20 protein-coding genes are annotated in these 13,948 nt (G+C 62.2%); 9 read left to right on the top strand and 11 right to left on the bottom strand.

What is annotated here, in order from left to right:
* The first annotated feature begins 269 nt into the window (after positions 1-269).
* The 3 genes from AB8A33_RS08850 (at position 270) to AB8A33_RS08840 (ending at position 2,547) form a co-directional block, all read left to right on the top strand.
* The gene (locus tag AB8A33_RS08850; protein ID WP_315842816.1) at positions 270-827 is read left to right on the top strand and encodes a PAS domain-containing protein; all 558 of its coding nucleotides are present in this window, start codon (positions 270-272) and stop codon (positions 825-827) included.
* Positions 828-977: 150 nt separating this feature from the next.
* Entirely contained in the window at positions 978-1,592 is a 615-nt protein-coding gene (locus tag AB8A33_RS08845) for a PilZ domain-containing protein (protein WP_439095890.1), read from the top strand.
* 331 nt (positions 1,593-1,923) lie between these two features.
* On the top strand, positions 1,924-2,547 hold the full coding sequence (locus tag AB8A33_RS08840; protein ID WP_439092404.1) for a transglutaminase-like cysteine peptidase: 624 nt from the start codon (positions 1,924-1,926) through the stop codon (positions 2,545-2,547).
* 244 nt (positions 2,548-2,791) lie between these two features.
* Here the strand turns inward: AB8A33_RS08840 and AB8A33_RS08835 are convergent, their stop codons facing one another.
* The 3 genes from AB8A33_RS08835 to AB8A33_RS08825 form a co-directional block, all read right to left on the bottom strand.
* Entirely contained in the window at positions 2,792-2,980 is a 189-nt protein-coding gene (locus AB8A33_RS08835) for a hypothetical protein (RefSeq protein WP_439092403.1), read from the bottom strand.
* Between the two features lie 116 nt (positions 2,981-3,096).
* Positions 3,097-3,468: a hypothetical protein gene (locus tag AB8A33_RS08830; RefSeq protein WP_439092402.1), complete on the bottom strand. Its 372-nt coding sequence runs from the start codon at positions 3,466-3,468 to the stop codon at positions 3,097-3,099.
* 156 nt (positions 3,469-3,624) lie between these two features.
* A complete protein-coding gene (locus AB8A33_RS08825; RefSeq protein WP_439092401.1) occupies positions 3,625-3,921 on the bottom strand; it encodes a hypothetical protein in 297 nt (98 codons plus the stop codon).
* A 108-nt stretch (positions 3,922-4,029) separates the two neighbouring features.
* On the opposite strand from AB8A33_RS08825, the gene AB8A33_RS08820 reads away from it, so the two are divergent.
* From AB8A33_RS08820 to AB8A33_RS08810, 3 genes are read left to right on the top strand one after another with little or no spacing between them, the layout of a single operon-like run.
* Positions 4,030-4,311, top strand: a complete 282-nt coding sequence (locus AB8A33_RS08820; protein WP_439092400.1) for a hypothetical protein — start codon at positions 4,030-4,032, stop codon at positions 4,309-4,311.
* An 8-nt stretch (positions 4,312-4,319) separates the two neighbouring features.
* Positions 4,320-4,598 (top strand): hypothetical protein, encoded by a 279-nt coding sequence (locus AB8A33_RS08815; protein WP_439092399.1) that lies wholly within the window; start codon positions 4,320-4,322, stop codon positions 4,596-4,598.
* A complete protein-coding gene (locus AB8A33_RS08810) occupies positions 4,567-4,740 on the top strand; it encodes a hypothetical protein (protein WP_439092398.1) in 174 nt (57 codons plus the stop codon). The genes AB8A33_RS08815 and AB8A33_RS08810 overlap by 32 nt, the downstream gene beginning before the upstream one ends.
* A gap of 21 nt (positions 4,741-4,761) precedes the next feature.
* On the opposite strand, the gene AB8A33_RS08805 is transcribed toward AB8A33_RS08810, so the two are convergent.
* On the bottom strand, positions 4,762-5,292 hold the full coding sequence (locus AB8A33_RS08805) for a gamma carbonic anhydrase family protein (protein WP_439092397.1): 531 nt from the start codon (positions 5,290-5,292) through the stop codon (positions 4,762-4,764).
* A gap of 47 nt (positions 5,293-5,339) precedes the next feature.
* On the bottom strand, positions 5,340-5,669 hold the full coding sequence (locus tag AB8A33_RS08800; protein WP_068731897.1) for a DUF6949 family protein: 330 nt from the start codon (positions 5,667-5,669) through the stop codon (positions 5,340-5,342).
* Positions 5,670-5,898: 229 nt separating this feature from the next.
* Here AB8A33_RS08800 and AB8A33_RS08795 point away from each other — a divergent pair, with 229 nt between their 5' ends.
* On the top strand, positions 5,899-6,606 hold the full coding sequence (locus AB8A33_RS08795) for a hypothetical protein (RefSeq protein ID WP_439092396.1): 708 nt from the start codon (positions 5,899-5,901) through the stop codon (positions 6,604-6,606).
* Positions 6,607-7,446: 840 nt separating this feature from the next.
* On the opposite strand, the gene AB8A33_RS08790 is transcribed toward AB8A33_RS08795, so the two are convergent.
* From AB8A33_RS08790 to AB8A33_RS08780, 3 genes are read right to left on the bottom strand one after another with little or no spacing between them, the layout of a single operon-like run.
* Complete coding sequence (locus AB8A33_RS08790; protein WP_439092395.1) at positions 7,447-8,052, bottom strand: hypothetical protein; 606 nt, start codon at positions 8,050-8,052, stop codon at positions 7,447-7,449.
* A 4-nt stretch (positions 8,053-8,056) separates the two neighbouring features.
* Positions 8,057-8,695, bottom strand: coding sequence for a hypothetical protein (locus tag AB8A33_RS08785; protein ID WP_439092394.1), 639 nt, complete (start codon positions 8,693-8,695; stop codon positions 8,057-8,059).
* Positions 8,692-9,453, bottom strand: a complete 762-nt coding sequence (locus AB8A33_RS08780) for a MotA/TolQ/ExbB proton channel family protein (protein WP_439092393.1) — start codon at positions 9,451-9,453, stop codon at positions 8,692-8,694. The genes AB8A33_RS08785 and AB8A33_RS08780 overlap by 4 nt, the downstream gene beginning before the upstream one ends.
* A 194-nt stretch (positions 9,454-9,647) precedes the next feature.
* Between AB8A33_RS08780 and AB8A33_RS08775 the strand changes: the two genes are divergently transcribed.
* Both AB8A33_RS08775 and AB8A33_RS08770 read left to right on the top strand, forming a co-directional pair.
* Positions 9,648-11,027, top strand: coding sequence for a histidine kinase (locus AB8A33_RS08775; RefSeq protein WP_439092392.1), 1,380 nt, complete (start codon positions 9,648-9,650; stop codon positions 11,025-11,027).
* The gene (locus tag AB8A33_RS08770; RefSeq protein ID WP_439092391.1) at positions 11,024-11,674 is read left to right on the top strand and encodes a response regulator; all 651 of its coding nucleotides are present in this window, start codon (positions 11,024-11,026) and stop codon (positions 11,672-11,674) included. Before AB8A33_RS08775 ends, AB8A33_RS08770 begins: the two co-directional genes overlap by 4 nt.
* A 78-nt stretch (positions 11,675-11,752) precedes the next feature.
* On the opposite strand, the gene AB8A33_RS08765 is transcribed toward AB8A33_RS08770, so the two are convergent.
* The 3 genes from AB8A33_RS08765 to AB8A33_RS08755 all read right to left on the bottom strand — a co-directional run bounded on the left by AB8A33_RS08765 (position 11,753) and on the right by AB8A33_RS08755 (position 13,948).
* Positions 11,753-11,971 (bottom strand): DUF3126 family protein, encoded by a 219-nt coding sequence (locus AB8A33_RS08765; protein WP_068736180.1) that lies wholly within the window; start codon positions 11,969-11,971, stop codon positions 11,753-11,755.
* Positions 11,972-12,141: 170 nt separating this feature from the next.
* A complete protein-coding gene (gene cysE / locus AB8A33_RS08760) occupies positions 12,142-12,969 on the bottom strand; it encodes a serine O-acetyltransferase (RefSeq protein ID WP_439092390.1) in 828 nt (275 codons plus the stop codon).
* Positions 12,970-13,195: 226 nt separating this feature from the next.
* On the bottom strand, positions 13,196-13,948 hold the full coding sequence (locus tag AB8A33_RS08755; protein WP_439092389.1) for an alpha/beta fold hydrolase: 753 nt from the start codon (positions 13,946-13,948) through the stop codon (positions 13,196-13,198).

Here is a 13,948-nt window from a genome sequence, read left to right as displayed (position 1 = left end):
CCGGTTATCCCCGCGATGCCAAGCGCATGCTTAATTCAAAGTTAATGACGCGGCGGTGGCCTTGGCCAGAAATCAGACGGTTAATGAGATCCTTAAAATCATAGTAAATTTAACCTTAACTTCTGATACCCGCCCGAACACGGTGGAAAACGCGCGTTCGGCATGGACGCTGCAATGACTGATCTGCACAACATGTAGCGGCGAGCGATGGATGGATTCGGGACAGAAATGTCCCCGATCCACTGCAAGCCGGGTCAGGGATCAGGCGAATGAAACATCCATCCAGCCGCGCGTTCTTCGCCTATTGGGACGACAAGCGCGGTTTTGCCCGCGCTCCCGATCGGAGTGAGCTGGAACCCGGCCCGGTGCGCGAGTTGCTCGGTGACATCTTCGTGCTGTCCTGTGACCAGCCCGTCGAATTCCCGTTCCGGGTGGCCGGCACAAGAGTTTGTGCCCTGCTCGGCCGCGACCTGAAGAACCAAGCGTTTCCGTTGCTGTTCGCGCCCGAGTGCCGCGATGAGATCCGGGACATGATCACTGTCGTATCCGAGGAACAGCTCGTCGCCGTCGCGGGCGTGACCGCAATGACCGAATTCGGTCAGAAGGCGCATCTGGAACTGCTGTTGCTGCCGTTCGCGGCACGCGCGCATTCCCCCATCAGCCTGACCGGCCTGCTGGCGCCCATGTATGAAGTCCGCGGCCGGCTCGGCGCATTCCAGCTGACCTCGTTCCGCTATCTCGCCCACCAGCCGCAGCGCTTTGCGCCGCGCGCCCTGCGCAAGCTGCAGGCTGCCCGCGGCCTGATGGTCTATGAAGGGCTGCGCTAAACAGCCTTCGCTGTGCTTCGCTCACTGTAGGTGTCGCACAGAACATGCACGCCACCTGGTTGCGCCACATCGGTATTTGCTAACGCGGCATTAACCCTGTGGGCCGTAGGGTTCGGTCGAAACTCGACCTGTATGACCGGCACAGCACTGATGGCGTTCGCGCAAACAAAATCGATTCTTCCGTCTGCAGAAGAACGCCGTCGCTTTCAGCGGGTGAAAGTGCACTTGCTTGGCCGCTACATGCTGCCGGATCGCCGCGAGTTTCCGTGTCAGGTCATCAATATGTCGCCCGGTGGCCTCGCGCTGCTCGGTCCCGGCATCGGCAATGTGGGCGACCGCGTCATCGCCTATCTCGACCATATCGGCCGCGTCGAAGGTAAGATAACCCGGATCATCGACAACGGCTTCGCCATGACCGTGGGTGCGACACCGCGCAAACGGGACAAGCTGGCCGCACAGCTGACCTGGCTCGCCAACCGCGACATTCTCAATCTGCCGGAAGACCGCCGCCACGACCGTATCGTACCGCGCAATCCGCTCGTGCTCCTCACCCTCGAGGATGGCGTCCAGATGAACGGCCGCATTATCGACCTGTCGCTGTCCGGCGCCGCCATTGCGGCAGAGAAGCGTCCGCCGCTGAACTCGATTGTCATGCTCGGCCGAATCCAGTCCCGTGTGGTCCGCCATCTCGAAGAAGGCTTCGCTCTGGAGTTCTTCCACGAGCAGTTGGCAGAGACGCTCGAAGACAGCGTCAACGCCCGGTAAACGGCCGAACGCCTCCGATCCCGGTTTTCGAATGGCCCGAAGGCCCTATCCGCGTCCGCGGATACCGTTGCGCGTCATCTGCACTCTATCGCGAGCGGTTAATTTCACGCCGCTTTGCGCACGCAAGTTCCTGAATTGCAGCATTCAAGCCATTAACGCGTAAAATTTGAATCAAATGCAATTAGCTAAAATTTGAATCGAATTCGATTCAAGTATAGTTCGAATTCGCCGCTCCTTTTACTTGTAATCGCTTCAATTGTACTTGAGCGATTTAGCGGCGACGAAAATCCTTTGTGCGAAACATGGTCCCAACAAGAAAACGGGGGCCACAATGTTTGGTAACAAGGGGCGATACTTCGGACTAGCCATTTTAGCAGTCCTTCTTGGAGTGACTTCGTCGGCACGTGCCGGCAACGAAAAGCTCTACGCAAGCCTGGGCGACAGCACGCGCGCACCGATCGGCTGGGTCGAATTCTGCTCAGATAATCCCGCCGACTGCCGTGGCAGCGCAACGCAACCACGTGACATCGTCATCACGCAGACCGCGTGGAAGGATCTGGTGCGGGTCAATCGCTGGGTCAACGAGACAGTCAAGCCGATGACCGACATGGATCATTGGGGCGTGATCGAAAAGTGGTCGCTGCCATCAGACGGTTACGGTGACTGCGAAGACTATGTGCTCCTGAAGCGCAAGATGCTGATCGAGGCAGGCTGGCCACGTGAGGCGCTGCTGATCACCGTGGTGCGTGACAAGAAGGGCGAAGGCCACGCCGTGCTCACGGTGAAGACGGACAAGGGCGAATACGTTCTGGACAACCAGAATGAGAACGTCCTCGCCTGGACCGAGACCGGCTACCGCTTCGTCAAGCGTCAGTCACAGAGCGATCCGAATGTCTGGGTCTCGCTCGGCGACAACCGTCCTGCAGTGGCTACGGCCAGCGCGCGGGATCGCTAAACAACAGGAATTGGAGACACGCGACCCGGTCACATCCCCACCCCTCCCCGTCCCAGACCGGATCGCGCGCGGCCAGCCTCCCCCAAGGCTGGCCGCAACTTTTTGGGGATGTGGTCACGCAGCTTCCCACAGGAAGCTGCGACGATGCTGGAAACAGATGCAGGCGTGGCTGACGAAGTACAAACTGTCTGACTGATCCCGGACTGACGTCCGAGAAACACGAACTGACAAGAAAATCGCCGCGCTAGTCGCGCCGATTTGCGTTTCGGTCGATGGTGCCGTCGGGCCGATAGCCGAAGCGCACGAGCGCAATCGCTGTCAACCGTTTCCCGAACCGGCGTTCGAACTCACAAAACATCCAGACGAAAGCCATCACCAGCGCAAAGACGGTGGTGACGAACAGCAGCGTGAGATTGGCAATGTCGAGGGTCATGGTCATCGTTTCGATTTTGCAAAACGCGTACCAGACAATCTAACCAGCCATGATTTGGCTCCAGCGCAGCTATGCTGGAGCCAATGAGGTAATCAGGTGGCGTCGTTCAAGGCCAATCACTCACAAACCTCGACCCGACGCACCCGATATCCAGCCGGCGTCCGTACGCGTTTACGAGTTACATAACATCCGCCTTCGTCATCATAACCGCCATAAGCGTAGGGGTACCCACCGTAATACGCATAGGGGCCGTAACCGTAATAGCCGCCATAAAGACCGGCGCCGGCAAGACCCAGTCCTAAGCCGAAACCTGCACCGCGCCATCCGCGGCCGAAGCCCCCGCCATGCCAGCCACCGCCACCATGGAATCCACCGCCGTGGAATCCGCCGCCACCGTGCCCGCCGCCACCCCGCGCCGATGCGGCTGTCGGCGCGACCAGCGCGACTGCGGCAACGGTCACCAGACCAAACACCAATTTGCGTAACATCAACTACACTCCGTCACGGGTCACCTTCAGCGCCGCCCTTCCTAGATAGGTAGCTCTTTCGTTCGTGAACCGCCACGGTGTGACGATCAATAGCCGTCACTTGTTCGCGACTGTCGGTTACCGTGTATTGCTGAACGTCTGTCGCGCAACGTTGCGCTAGCAACCCTTGCAGATGCTCTTCACCTTGCGATCGACGGCGCGATCCTGCGCATCGCCCGCTGCATCGCCCGTCGCCGGCTTGCCATCAGGCGACGCCTGTCCGGTCCCGCTCGCGCCTGCCGTAATCCCGGTCGCGGCGCGTCCACCGCTCGCATTCGCGGTGCCTGCACTATTGGTGCCCGCAGCACCACCGGTCGCGCCGCCACCTGCGCTGCCGGATTGGGCGAACGCCACGGCCGAGGACAACAGGACGGCAGCCGTCACAGTCACGATGAGTTTCGAGGAATGCGCCATTGGAAATCTCCTTTGGCGTTCAACGAGACCAGCGGAAACGGGTTCCGCAGCGGGAACGAATTTGGCGCCGGCGGCTTGAATCCCTGACATTGCCGAGGAGAAGTCTGCGTGTCCTGGGACAAGCCGTTTCGCGAACCGATCGAATTGCCTGACGGCAACACGCTGGTGTCGTTGCGCGACGCCGGCGCTTACATCACACAGCTTCCGCAATCTGAACACGATGCAGAGGAGTGGCAGACCGCGATGCATTGCTTGATAGAGGCTGCGGACTACGGCGGCCCTGTTAGCTTCGCCCGCCTCGGCGTTGCACAGGCGCTGCATCGCCATCAGGAAAAAGTATTCGACCCGACACGCAAGCGGCCGCAGTGGCGCAAGCCGGGCCTCGGTTAGCAGATGTCATGCGCAAGTTGATCGAGTTCGACGACGAGACCCTCGACAAGCTCACTCAGCTCGGTCGCGACCGTATGGCGACGACGCAAGAACTCGCCGATGAAGCCTTCGCCGACCTCCTGAAAAAGCACGGCGTTCCGATCGATCTCACGGATGCGCTCCGCAAGAGCGTGAAAGCTGCCGGTTCATCATCCGCATCAAGCCGCAACACTGCGATGCGCCCCGCTCCATCACGTCCAACAAGGAAGAAGGCCCATGCCAAACGATCCGCAAAAAGATCCATTTGAGGAAGGCGAGCGTGCCGCCAGCGAGGGCATTCCTGCCGAGGCCAATCCCTATCAGGACGGCACCGAGGAGCATTCGCTATGGAGCGCCGGCCACGAGCGCGTGGCCGGCGAGACAGAGGCCAGCGAGTCCGAAGGGCCGTGATCGCGCGCAGCGCGATCACAATTACCCGATCTTCTTGACGCCTTTCTGGAAGCGCGGGCCGTTCGCCGCGTAGAATCGCGCCGCGCTGCCCATCGCCGTCACCTGCTCCGGCGACAGCGTGCGAATGACGCGCGCCGGCGATCCGATGATCAGCGAATTCTCCGGAAATTCCTTGCCCTCAGTGATCACCGAGCCGGCGCCCACGATACTGTTCTTGCCGATCTTCGCGCCGTTCATCACGATCGAGCCCATGCCGATCAGCGCGCCGTCCTCGATCGTGCAGCCGTGCAGGATGACGTTGTGGCCGACGGTGCAGTTCTTGCCGATGGTCAGGGGAAAGCCCTTGTCGGTATGGCACGTGCAGTTGTCCTGCACATTGGAGCCTTCACCGATCTCGATCCATTCGTTGTCGCCGCGCAGCACCGCGCCGAACCACACACTCGCCTGCTCCAGCAAACGAATCTTGCCGATCACATCGGCCGTATCGGCGATGAAGTAATTTCCGCTGGCCGGAAGATCCGGTCCCTGCCCGTCGAGTTCGTAGATTGCCATGATTGAAGCGTCTCCTTTGCGGGAGACACTGCCATGGATTCTTGCGCTTAGGCCAGTATGCCCAGCGCTTCCAGCGTCATCACGATGAAGGTGCCCGACATCAGGCTCCAGAGGCCAGCCAGCACTGTCGCGATCATCACGAACTGAACGCGATGCTGCTCGGCCGCGCCGTTGCGCAGGGTATTGCGCATGATGATGAAGGGAGCCGTGAAGACGAGCAGCGGAACGGCTGCGAAGGCTTCAGGGGACGGCCCCTGCTGGAGCAGGCTGAAGCTCGGGGGACGCTTGGCAAAGGCCTGATAGGCGCTTGCAATGGCGCCTGCGAGCGCGAAGCCAATGCATAGCTGGAAGAATGAATTCAACGCATCGGGGGACATCGAAGCTCTTTCACGGCACATACAAACACCGCCCTGCATCGCAAACTGCGAAGCTCCGCGCCAGCACAACGTTAATAAAGGGTTAACGAGGAGGTCGGGAACCGCGTGCGGTGCATGGCTCCCGGATACCGCCTGCGGCGAGGCGCGCGAGGCCGTTAACTATCGGCTGGCATATTCGCGGTTGATTCGCCCACCCGGTACACCGTCCCAGTTCCAATTTAGCGTGCGCATGTCTCTGCTGTTTCCGACCCACCCGACGACGCGGCCGCGGCGCCGCCACCGCCGCAACCACGTCGTACCGATGCTGGTCGGTGCAGCACTTGCAGCCCCCGCTATCGCAGTGGTGGCCTATCTGCTGTGGCCGACCTGGCAGAGCCAGAAGCCGGGCGATCCCGACCGTATTCCGGTGAGCGTCGGCGCGACACTGTTCAACGTCCCGACCCATGCGTTTCGCCGCAAGGTGCAGAAGCATTCAGGGCCGCAGGAACGCGTCGATCTGAGCTATGTCTATCCATCGCTCGAAGCGAGCAACCTGCCGAGGCATGTCAGCGTCGAGAATTTCGATGAGAACGCGCAGCCGATCGATCGCATCTTCGTCTCGATCTCGGCGCATCACGATGCGACCTCGCCAGACACCCGCCTGCGCACGATCTATCCGCGTTACATCGATCGCACCGCGGGCAGCGAGGACGGCCTGACCGTCCAGCCGTTCCGCGACAACTCGCCCTACAGCAATGAAGATCTCTATCTCGGCACGACGCCGGCGCTGGTGGCGCGCTGTACGCGCGACGGTGCCACGCCCGGCATGTGCATGAGCGAACGCCGCATCCGCGGCGCCGATCTCATCTTTCGCTTTCCACGTAGCTGGCTTGAGCAATGGCGCGATGTCGGCAACGCGATGGATCGCCTGACGACGCAGCTCAGCGGGCTGCGGTAAACGCCCTCGTCGTGATTGCGTTGATCGTGGGATGCGGTGAGCGTCTGCGCGATGCGCCTGCGCTCTAGCCACCGGCTTGGTCGGATCAGCCACTGTTCTCCAGACATGCGTCATCGCCCCCTGTTGTTTGCGGCGCGGGGGCGCCGTCGTCTCTCGCATTCCCTGCCCCCTGTGAGAGGGCGTGCGGAACGCCGGGTGCCCGTTGCACCCTTGGGCCTGATGCGAATGCGGTCGTCCGCAAGGGGTAATGCATCAGGACTTTCGGAAAGCACGAGCAAGTGCCCAGCGTTCCGCCTGCGGTGTTTTGTCGGCTTGCTTGCACTTTGCCTCAGCGAACGATCCGATCACCGAATTAAAGTCCCAAGGCGATGGGAAGGGAGCCTCAAGCGAATAGGCCGGACACGTTTTGACTTTGGTCGTCCGTCACACTGTCCAGAGGTCTTTCCATCCCAAGGTCGGCCGTCTCCTTGCCAGTGGCAGTGCTGGCGCAGATCCGTCCTGCCCGAAGACAGACGTCCCCCATGAACCGCGTAACGCCGCATCTCCGGCGTCCACCGCATCCTGCCCCGCGAACGTGACGATCGCGATCGCCCCTCTCGGTGGGGCAAGACAGAGGGGAATATAAACCTGACGGGGATGTTGTCAACGGGATATAGGAAAAAATGTTTAGCCTCTATCCCGACCCCACACTCGTCATTCCGGGGCGTGGCCGGCACTTGCCGGACGCGAACCCGGAATGACAGTCGGGAGGTCAGCCCCCGGAATGACGAGCTTGGATCGAGATTCCCCGCCACTCCAAGTGGAGCTGCGCGAAGTTAGCGTTCGCGATGACCATCGCCGCTACGGCACATCTTTGGCCGGCAGAACGGGCACAGGCAGCGGGGCGAATGTGATGGACTGGGAGTCGCCGCGCATGAAGGCGGGGTCCAGCAGACCACCGCCGGACGGATCGCCGCCGGGCTCGCCACTAGCGAACAACGCGCCCTGTGGGCCCCCAGGGGGCAGCTCGCCCTCGCCGGATCCGAACTGCGCGGCGCGGCCGCCTTGCGGATGACCCGCGGCGATCTCAGTGCGCGCACGCTCGGCCTTGCGCGCCAGCGCGGTGGAGTAAGGCCGCCGATAGGCCCGAGGCACCCCGCTCGGCAGATTGTCGTCGTCGCGGGCCTCGACCCACATGTGGATGGCACCGGGCTCGCCCTGGGCGATGTTGGGCTCGACGCTGCGCACCCACAACAACTGGAAGTTTGGCGGCAGCGGATCGTCCGCCGACCAACCGAGCAGGCCCTGGGTGCGGAAGAACACCAGCACGTAAAACGCCGAAGTCACCGCCACCGCGCCGGCCTTCACCGGCCACGGCAACCGCGTCCGCACCACCGCCAGCAACAGCAACAGGCCGAGCAGCGCGTAGCCGAGTGACAGACCGAGAATGCTGGCTTGCAGGCTCATCGCTTCATCCAGCCTTGCGCTCCCTGTACCGCTTGTTCAGCATCTGCACGAGCGATGTCTGGTCGTGATTGACCTCGGTAACATTGCCGGTCTTGTCCATGATGAAGCGCACCGCGGTTGTCTCGGCGCCGCCATGATCGACATTGACGGTGTCGTAGTGCACCACCTGTACTTTCGGATTCAGCTTCTCGACCTTGACCGTCACTGGCACTGGCTGTCCGGTCAGCGCCGCGAAATGGTAGATGTTGACGATGTACTCGCCGGCCACGATGCCGCGCACGCTGACGATCTCCTGCCGGATCGGCGAGAGCACCTTCTGGCCGTTGACCATGATGAAATCGTTGAGCCCGCCGCGATCATCGCGGTCGAGTACCATGAAGCCGGTCTCACGCCGCCGGTACCACACAATATTGCCGATCGGGTCCTGCACGAACATGTCAATGTCGTCCGGATGCTTGTCGGGCCAGCTCACCGTGATCAAAAACTCCAGCTTGGGGTCGACCTTGCCTTCGTCGTCATGGGTCTTGATCGCCAGCAGCGCGATGAAGAACAGGAACGCGATCACCTGCAGCGCCTTGAACAGCATGACGCCAAGCGGATCGAACGACGCCACAGGGGGCTCGAATTCGAACTCGTCGATCACCTCGCATGCTCCGCTTCACGTTCGAGCAGCGACACGGCGTGGACATCGATGACGCCGACGGCAAAGGCAAACAGTTTGGCCGTTGCGTCCTCCAGCATGTAATTCTGGATGCGGATGAGGATCGAACCGATCAGCCCAGCCAGCGTGGTATACATCGCCACCGCCATCCCCTCGCTCATCAGGTTCATGGACGCCTTGATGGCGCCCTGATTGCCGGTGTCGAGGCCAGCGATCGGCGCCAGCATCATGATGAAGCCAACGATCGTGCCGATCAGGCCGAGTTTCATCAGCGTGTCGCCGGCAAAGCCGCCGAAGCCGTTGGAGCCGCGCAGATTGCCGGCGAGACGACGCAGCAGCAGCGTCTGGTCGATCCGTCGCTCACTTTGCAGCGCGGACTTCACGGCGAGGTCGCGGATATGCGACGCCATCAGGCCTTTCGGCAATGCGCCCACACCATCGATCGCGACACCGTCGCCGGCCACGACGATGCGTTGGCCGCCCTGCGCGAACAGCTGCGCTGCCCCCCGCGCCGCATCGGCTTCGCGCGACACAGCGATCAGGCGCCACAGGCAATGCAGCGACGCACCGAAATAGAGCAGTACGATCACCGACGAGATATAGGTGCGATCGACGGCAAGCATCTGCCGCACCAGGCCATAGTGCCAGAGCAGAACCACGCCGAACAGGCAGAGCCCGGTAAAGATCAACCAGTGCAGCAGCGGCGCACGATCCGCCGGATCGAGATGATGCCGGCTCACTACATGTCCCTCCTGCTGGTTGTTTTACTGATCACGATCAGCGGTTAGCCTCAATCTGCCGCCTGTATGACTGAGCCTCCAAGGGCATCGCACCCGCCACATACCGGGCAAATTGCCCAAACGATGCGGAACCGCTTGCCAGACCGCGGCGCGTGCCGCTTTAATATCAACGCCTCACCGCGGGGAATGTGATCATGCGCCTGCTGATACATCTCGTCCTTCGTCTCGTCGCCGTGGTGCTGCTCTGTCTGGCCTGTACGGTCGGATGGATTCTAGTCGATGCGCACCGCACCATCGAGGCCGACACTGCCGCCTCCGCCGACCGCGTCGCGACAACCCTGCAGAACCTGTACTGGCGCGAATTGCTGTGGCGCGATGGCACTTACCGCGATGCACTGCTGCCGCTGCCGGACTGGAAATCCATTGCTACCATGAAGGTGATCGCGCCAGGCGTGTGCATTGACTTCCGGCTCGGCAGCGCGCCGCCCTTCGACCTGTGCAGCCAGACCGAAGACATCGGCAGCCCGGCGCCGTCATGGTTCGTCAGTCTCTACGGCGCGCTGTTCGGGCCACATGCCACGGAGACGCGACCGCTTACCGTGCGGCAGCGCGATGCAGGCACCGTGCAAGCCCGTGTCGACCCTGCCACCGCCGTGCGTCAGGCATGGCGGCAGGTGACCGTGATGGTCAGCGTCGCCGCAGCGATGGCGCTGGGTATCAGCCTGCTCGCGATCCTCCTGATCGGCCATGCGCTGATGCCGGCCCGGAGCATCGTACGCGGCCTGCGCCGCCTCGAACATGGCGACCATCGCCATCGCCTACCCACTTTCGGCGCCACCGAGTTCAGCCATATCGCCCGCGCCGTCAACGATCTCGCTGGCCGTCTCGCGGCCACCACTGCCGAACGCGTCGCACTGACCAAGCGACTGTTTCAGGTACAGGAAGAAGAACGCCGCGCACTGGCGCGCGATCTGCACGACGAGTTCGGCCAGTGCCTCACCGCCACCGCGGCGCTCGCCGCAGCCATCGAGACCGGCGCCACGCCGTCCCGTCCCGATCTGGCCGACGATGCCCGCGCCGTCGCCCGCATTACCGGCCAGATGATGACGACACTGCGCAGCGCGCTGGCGCGGCTGCGCTCGCAGGATCTCGAGGAACTGGGATTGCAGGCCAGCCTTGTGCAACTGGTGGCGCAGTGGAATGCGAGCACGACGCGACGCGCGGTGTTTCATCTCGACGTGACCGGCGATCTCACCGCCGTCCCCGCAGAAGCCGCCGTCAACATCTACCGCATCGCGCAGGAGTGCCTGACCAACGCCGCACGCCACGGCCGGCCGCAGCACGTTCATCTCCGCGTCAGCCATGGGGAAGAGGTCCGCGACGCCGTCGCCGTCAGCGTCGAGGATGACGGTGGCGGCGACGCCACGCAGGCCCACACCGCCTCCGGCCACGGCATTCTCGGCATCCGCGAACGCATCGCAGCGCTTGGCGGCAGCCTGTCGATCGCCCCCGCGGCACACGGTATCCGCGTGGCCGCAGTGATTCCGCTGCTGCCACGACAAGCGGCGGCATGACCGCCGTCAGCATCCTGCTGGTTGACGACCATCCGGTGGTGCGCGAAGGCTATCGCCGGCTACTGGAGCGGCAGGTCGGTTTTCGCGTGAGCGCCGAGGCCGAGGATGCCACTGCGGCCTATCGCGCCTATCAGGCAGAGCGCCCGGACGTGGTGGTCATGGATCTGTCGCTGCCCGGCCCCGGCGGGCTGGAAGCGATCCGGCATATCCGGCAATGGGATCGCACCGCGCGCCTGCTGGTATTCACCATGCATGCGAGCGCCGCGTTCGCTCTGAAAGCATTCGAGGCTGGCGCCTGCGGCTACATCACAAAGAGCAGCGCACCGCACGAACTGGTGCGCGCCATCGCCACCGTCGCCAGCGGCGGACGCGCATTGAGCGAAGACATCGCGCGCGAAATCGCCAGCGAGCGGCTCGGCAACGAACGGTCGCTGGTGGAAGATCTCGGGCCGCGTGAAACGGAAATCCTGCGACTGGTGGCGTCAGGCTGGACCACGGAGCAGATCGCGACATCGCTCAATCTGAGCATCAAGACCGTGCAGAATTATCACTACCAGATCAAATCGAAGATCGGCGCGCGCACCGACGCGCACCTGGTCTGGCTTGCCACCGCCGCCGGCCTGGTCGCGCCGGACAACGCGGCCTAGCGTGTGATGCACAGAGCGCAAGGGCCTGTGCTGCGCTTCCGTGACCTCGCCGCCGCCAAGCGGAGGCAAGGCGCAGCCTCAGCCGTTATCGACGAGGTCTTCTTCGAGGATCGCCATCTGGAACTGGAACGAGCGATCATCGTCTTCGTCATCGACGAACAGCACGCCGATGAATTCTTCGCCGATATAGACTTCGGCGGAGTCGTCCTTCTTCGGGCGCGGCACCACGCGGAGCTTCTGGTTGCCGAACACGCGCTTGAGATAGGCGTCGAGCTTTCTGACTTCCTGAACGTCCACAGGTGTCTCCAATGCAGTTGATGTCTGTTGAGCTGATGGAGAGAAGCTTTAATGCGAGATGGCGTCCACGGCTAGGCCGTTTCTCGAAAAATCACGCCATCCCACAGGTGACCGAAAACGCGTGCGAAATCAGTGCCGAAAATCGGAGCTTGAATATCAGAGATCGAACATCAAAGCCCGATCGCATTCAGCATCTGGTTCATGGTGCGCGACGGCTCCGCACAGCCAGCTTCGCCGACGATCTTCGCCGGCACGCCAGCCACGGTGACGTTGTGCGGCACGGGCTTGACGACGACGGAGCCCGCGGCAATCCGCGCGCAATGGCCGACTTCGATATTGCCGAGAATCTTGGCGCCGGCGCCGATCAGCACGCCGTGGCGAATCTTCGGATGACGATCCTCGTTTTCCTTGCCGGTGCCGCCGAGCGTGACGCCGTGCAGGATCGAAACATCGTCCTCGATGACCGCGGTTTCGCCAACAACGAAGCCTGTCGCGTGATCGAGAAAGATTCCGCGGCCGATCTTGGCGGCGGGATTGATGTCGGTCTGGAAAGCAGCCGACGAGCGGCTCTGCAGATACCACGCAAAGTCCTTGCGGCCCTTTTTGTGGAGCCAATGCGCAAGACGATGCGCCTGGATGGCGTGGAAGCCCTTGAAGTACAGCAGCGGATCGATGAAGCGCGTGGTGGCGGGATCGCGGTCGAACACGGCGACGAGGTCAGCGCGGAACGCATTGCCGAGATCCGGCTCATCGCGCAGCGCTTCGTCGAAGGTCTGGCGGATCAGGTCGCCGGACAGCGCTGCATGATCGAGACGTTCGGAAACGCGGTGCACCACCGAATCTTCCAGACGATTGTGATGCAGCACGGTCGAATAGATGAAGGATGCGAGTTCAGGCTCGCGATGGACGATGTCTTCCGCCTCGGAACGGATGCGATCCCAGATCGGATCCAGCGTTGCGAGTTTTGAATTCTGCGGATTGATGCTCTGCACGGCCATGGCGGACTCGCAATTCCCTGAATAGAGCGTCGGTTATAGCACAAGACGCGTCGCTGTCGTGACACGGCTCCTGCCATCGTGAACGGTGGCTTACCTGGCAATCCCCCGCTAACACGTTGAAAGCGCAGACATTCCCGGGACGGCCTCACCCCGCCCACAAACCGGGCGTGCATCAGAAGTGGGCGCTCGTGTGATCAAAACAAGGTGCGCCCCTCGCCAATTATTATCACGGGCGGCGGGACAGGAAATCCAGAACGCCTTCCTTGTAGACGCGATCGCCGACCGCCCGCATGTGATCGCGGTTCGGAATGTCCAGCACTTCGGAGCCGGCGATGACCTTCTGCAATTCCTGCGCGGAGCCGCTGATCTCGTCCGTCGTTCCCACGGCGATCAGCAGCGGCACCTTGATGGCGGCGGCTTCCTCATTCGTCATCAGCCGGCGCGAGCCGCGCAGACAGGCCGCGAGCGCGCGGCGATCCGAACGGGTCTGATCGGCGAAAGCGCGAAACGTCCGACCGACGGGATCGGTGACGTCGTCGAGGGACTCCGCTTCGAGCGCCGTCGCAACATTCTCGCCGGGACCGCCGCCCTTGATGAGGCCGATGCCGAGGCCACCGAAGATCGCGCTGCGGATCAATTCCGGATGGCTATAGGCGATATAGGCAGTGATACGCGCGCCCATCGAATAGCCCATCATATCGGTGCGGGAAATGCCGAGATGCGCGAGCAGCGCGCGCACGTCGGCGGCCATCGCGCCGATGCTATATTGTTCGGAATCGTAGAGCTTGCTGGAATCGCCGTGGCCGCGGTTGTCGAGCGCGATGACGCGGCGATTGTGCTTCTTCAATTCCGACACCCAGGTCGGATAGACCCAGTTGACGTTCTTGCTCGATGCAAAGCCGTGCACGAGAACGATCGGATCGCCCTCGCCTTCATCGAGATAAGCAATTTCGACAGCGCCGTTGTGAAAGCTCGGCAT

The sequence above is a fragment of the Tardiphaga sp. 813_E8_N1_3 genome, assembly GCF_051811025.1.
GTDB lineage: Bacteria > Pseudomonadota > Alphaproteobacteria > Rhizobiales > Xanthobacteraceae > Tardiphaga.
This window is presented reverse-complemented; position numbering and strand designations above follow the sequence as displayed.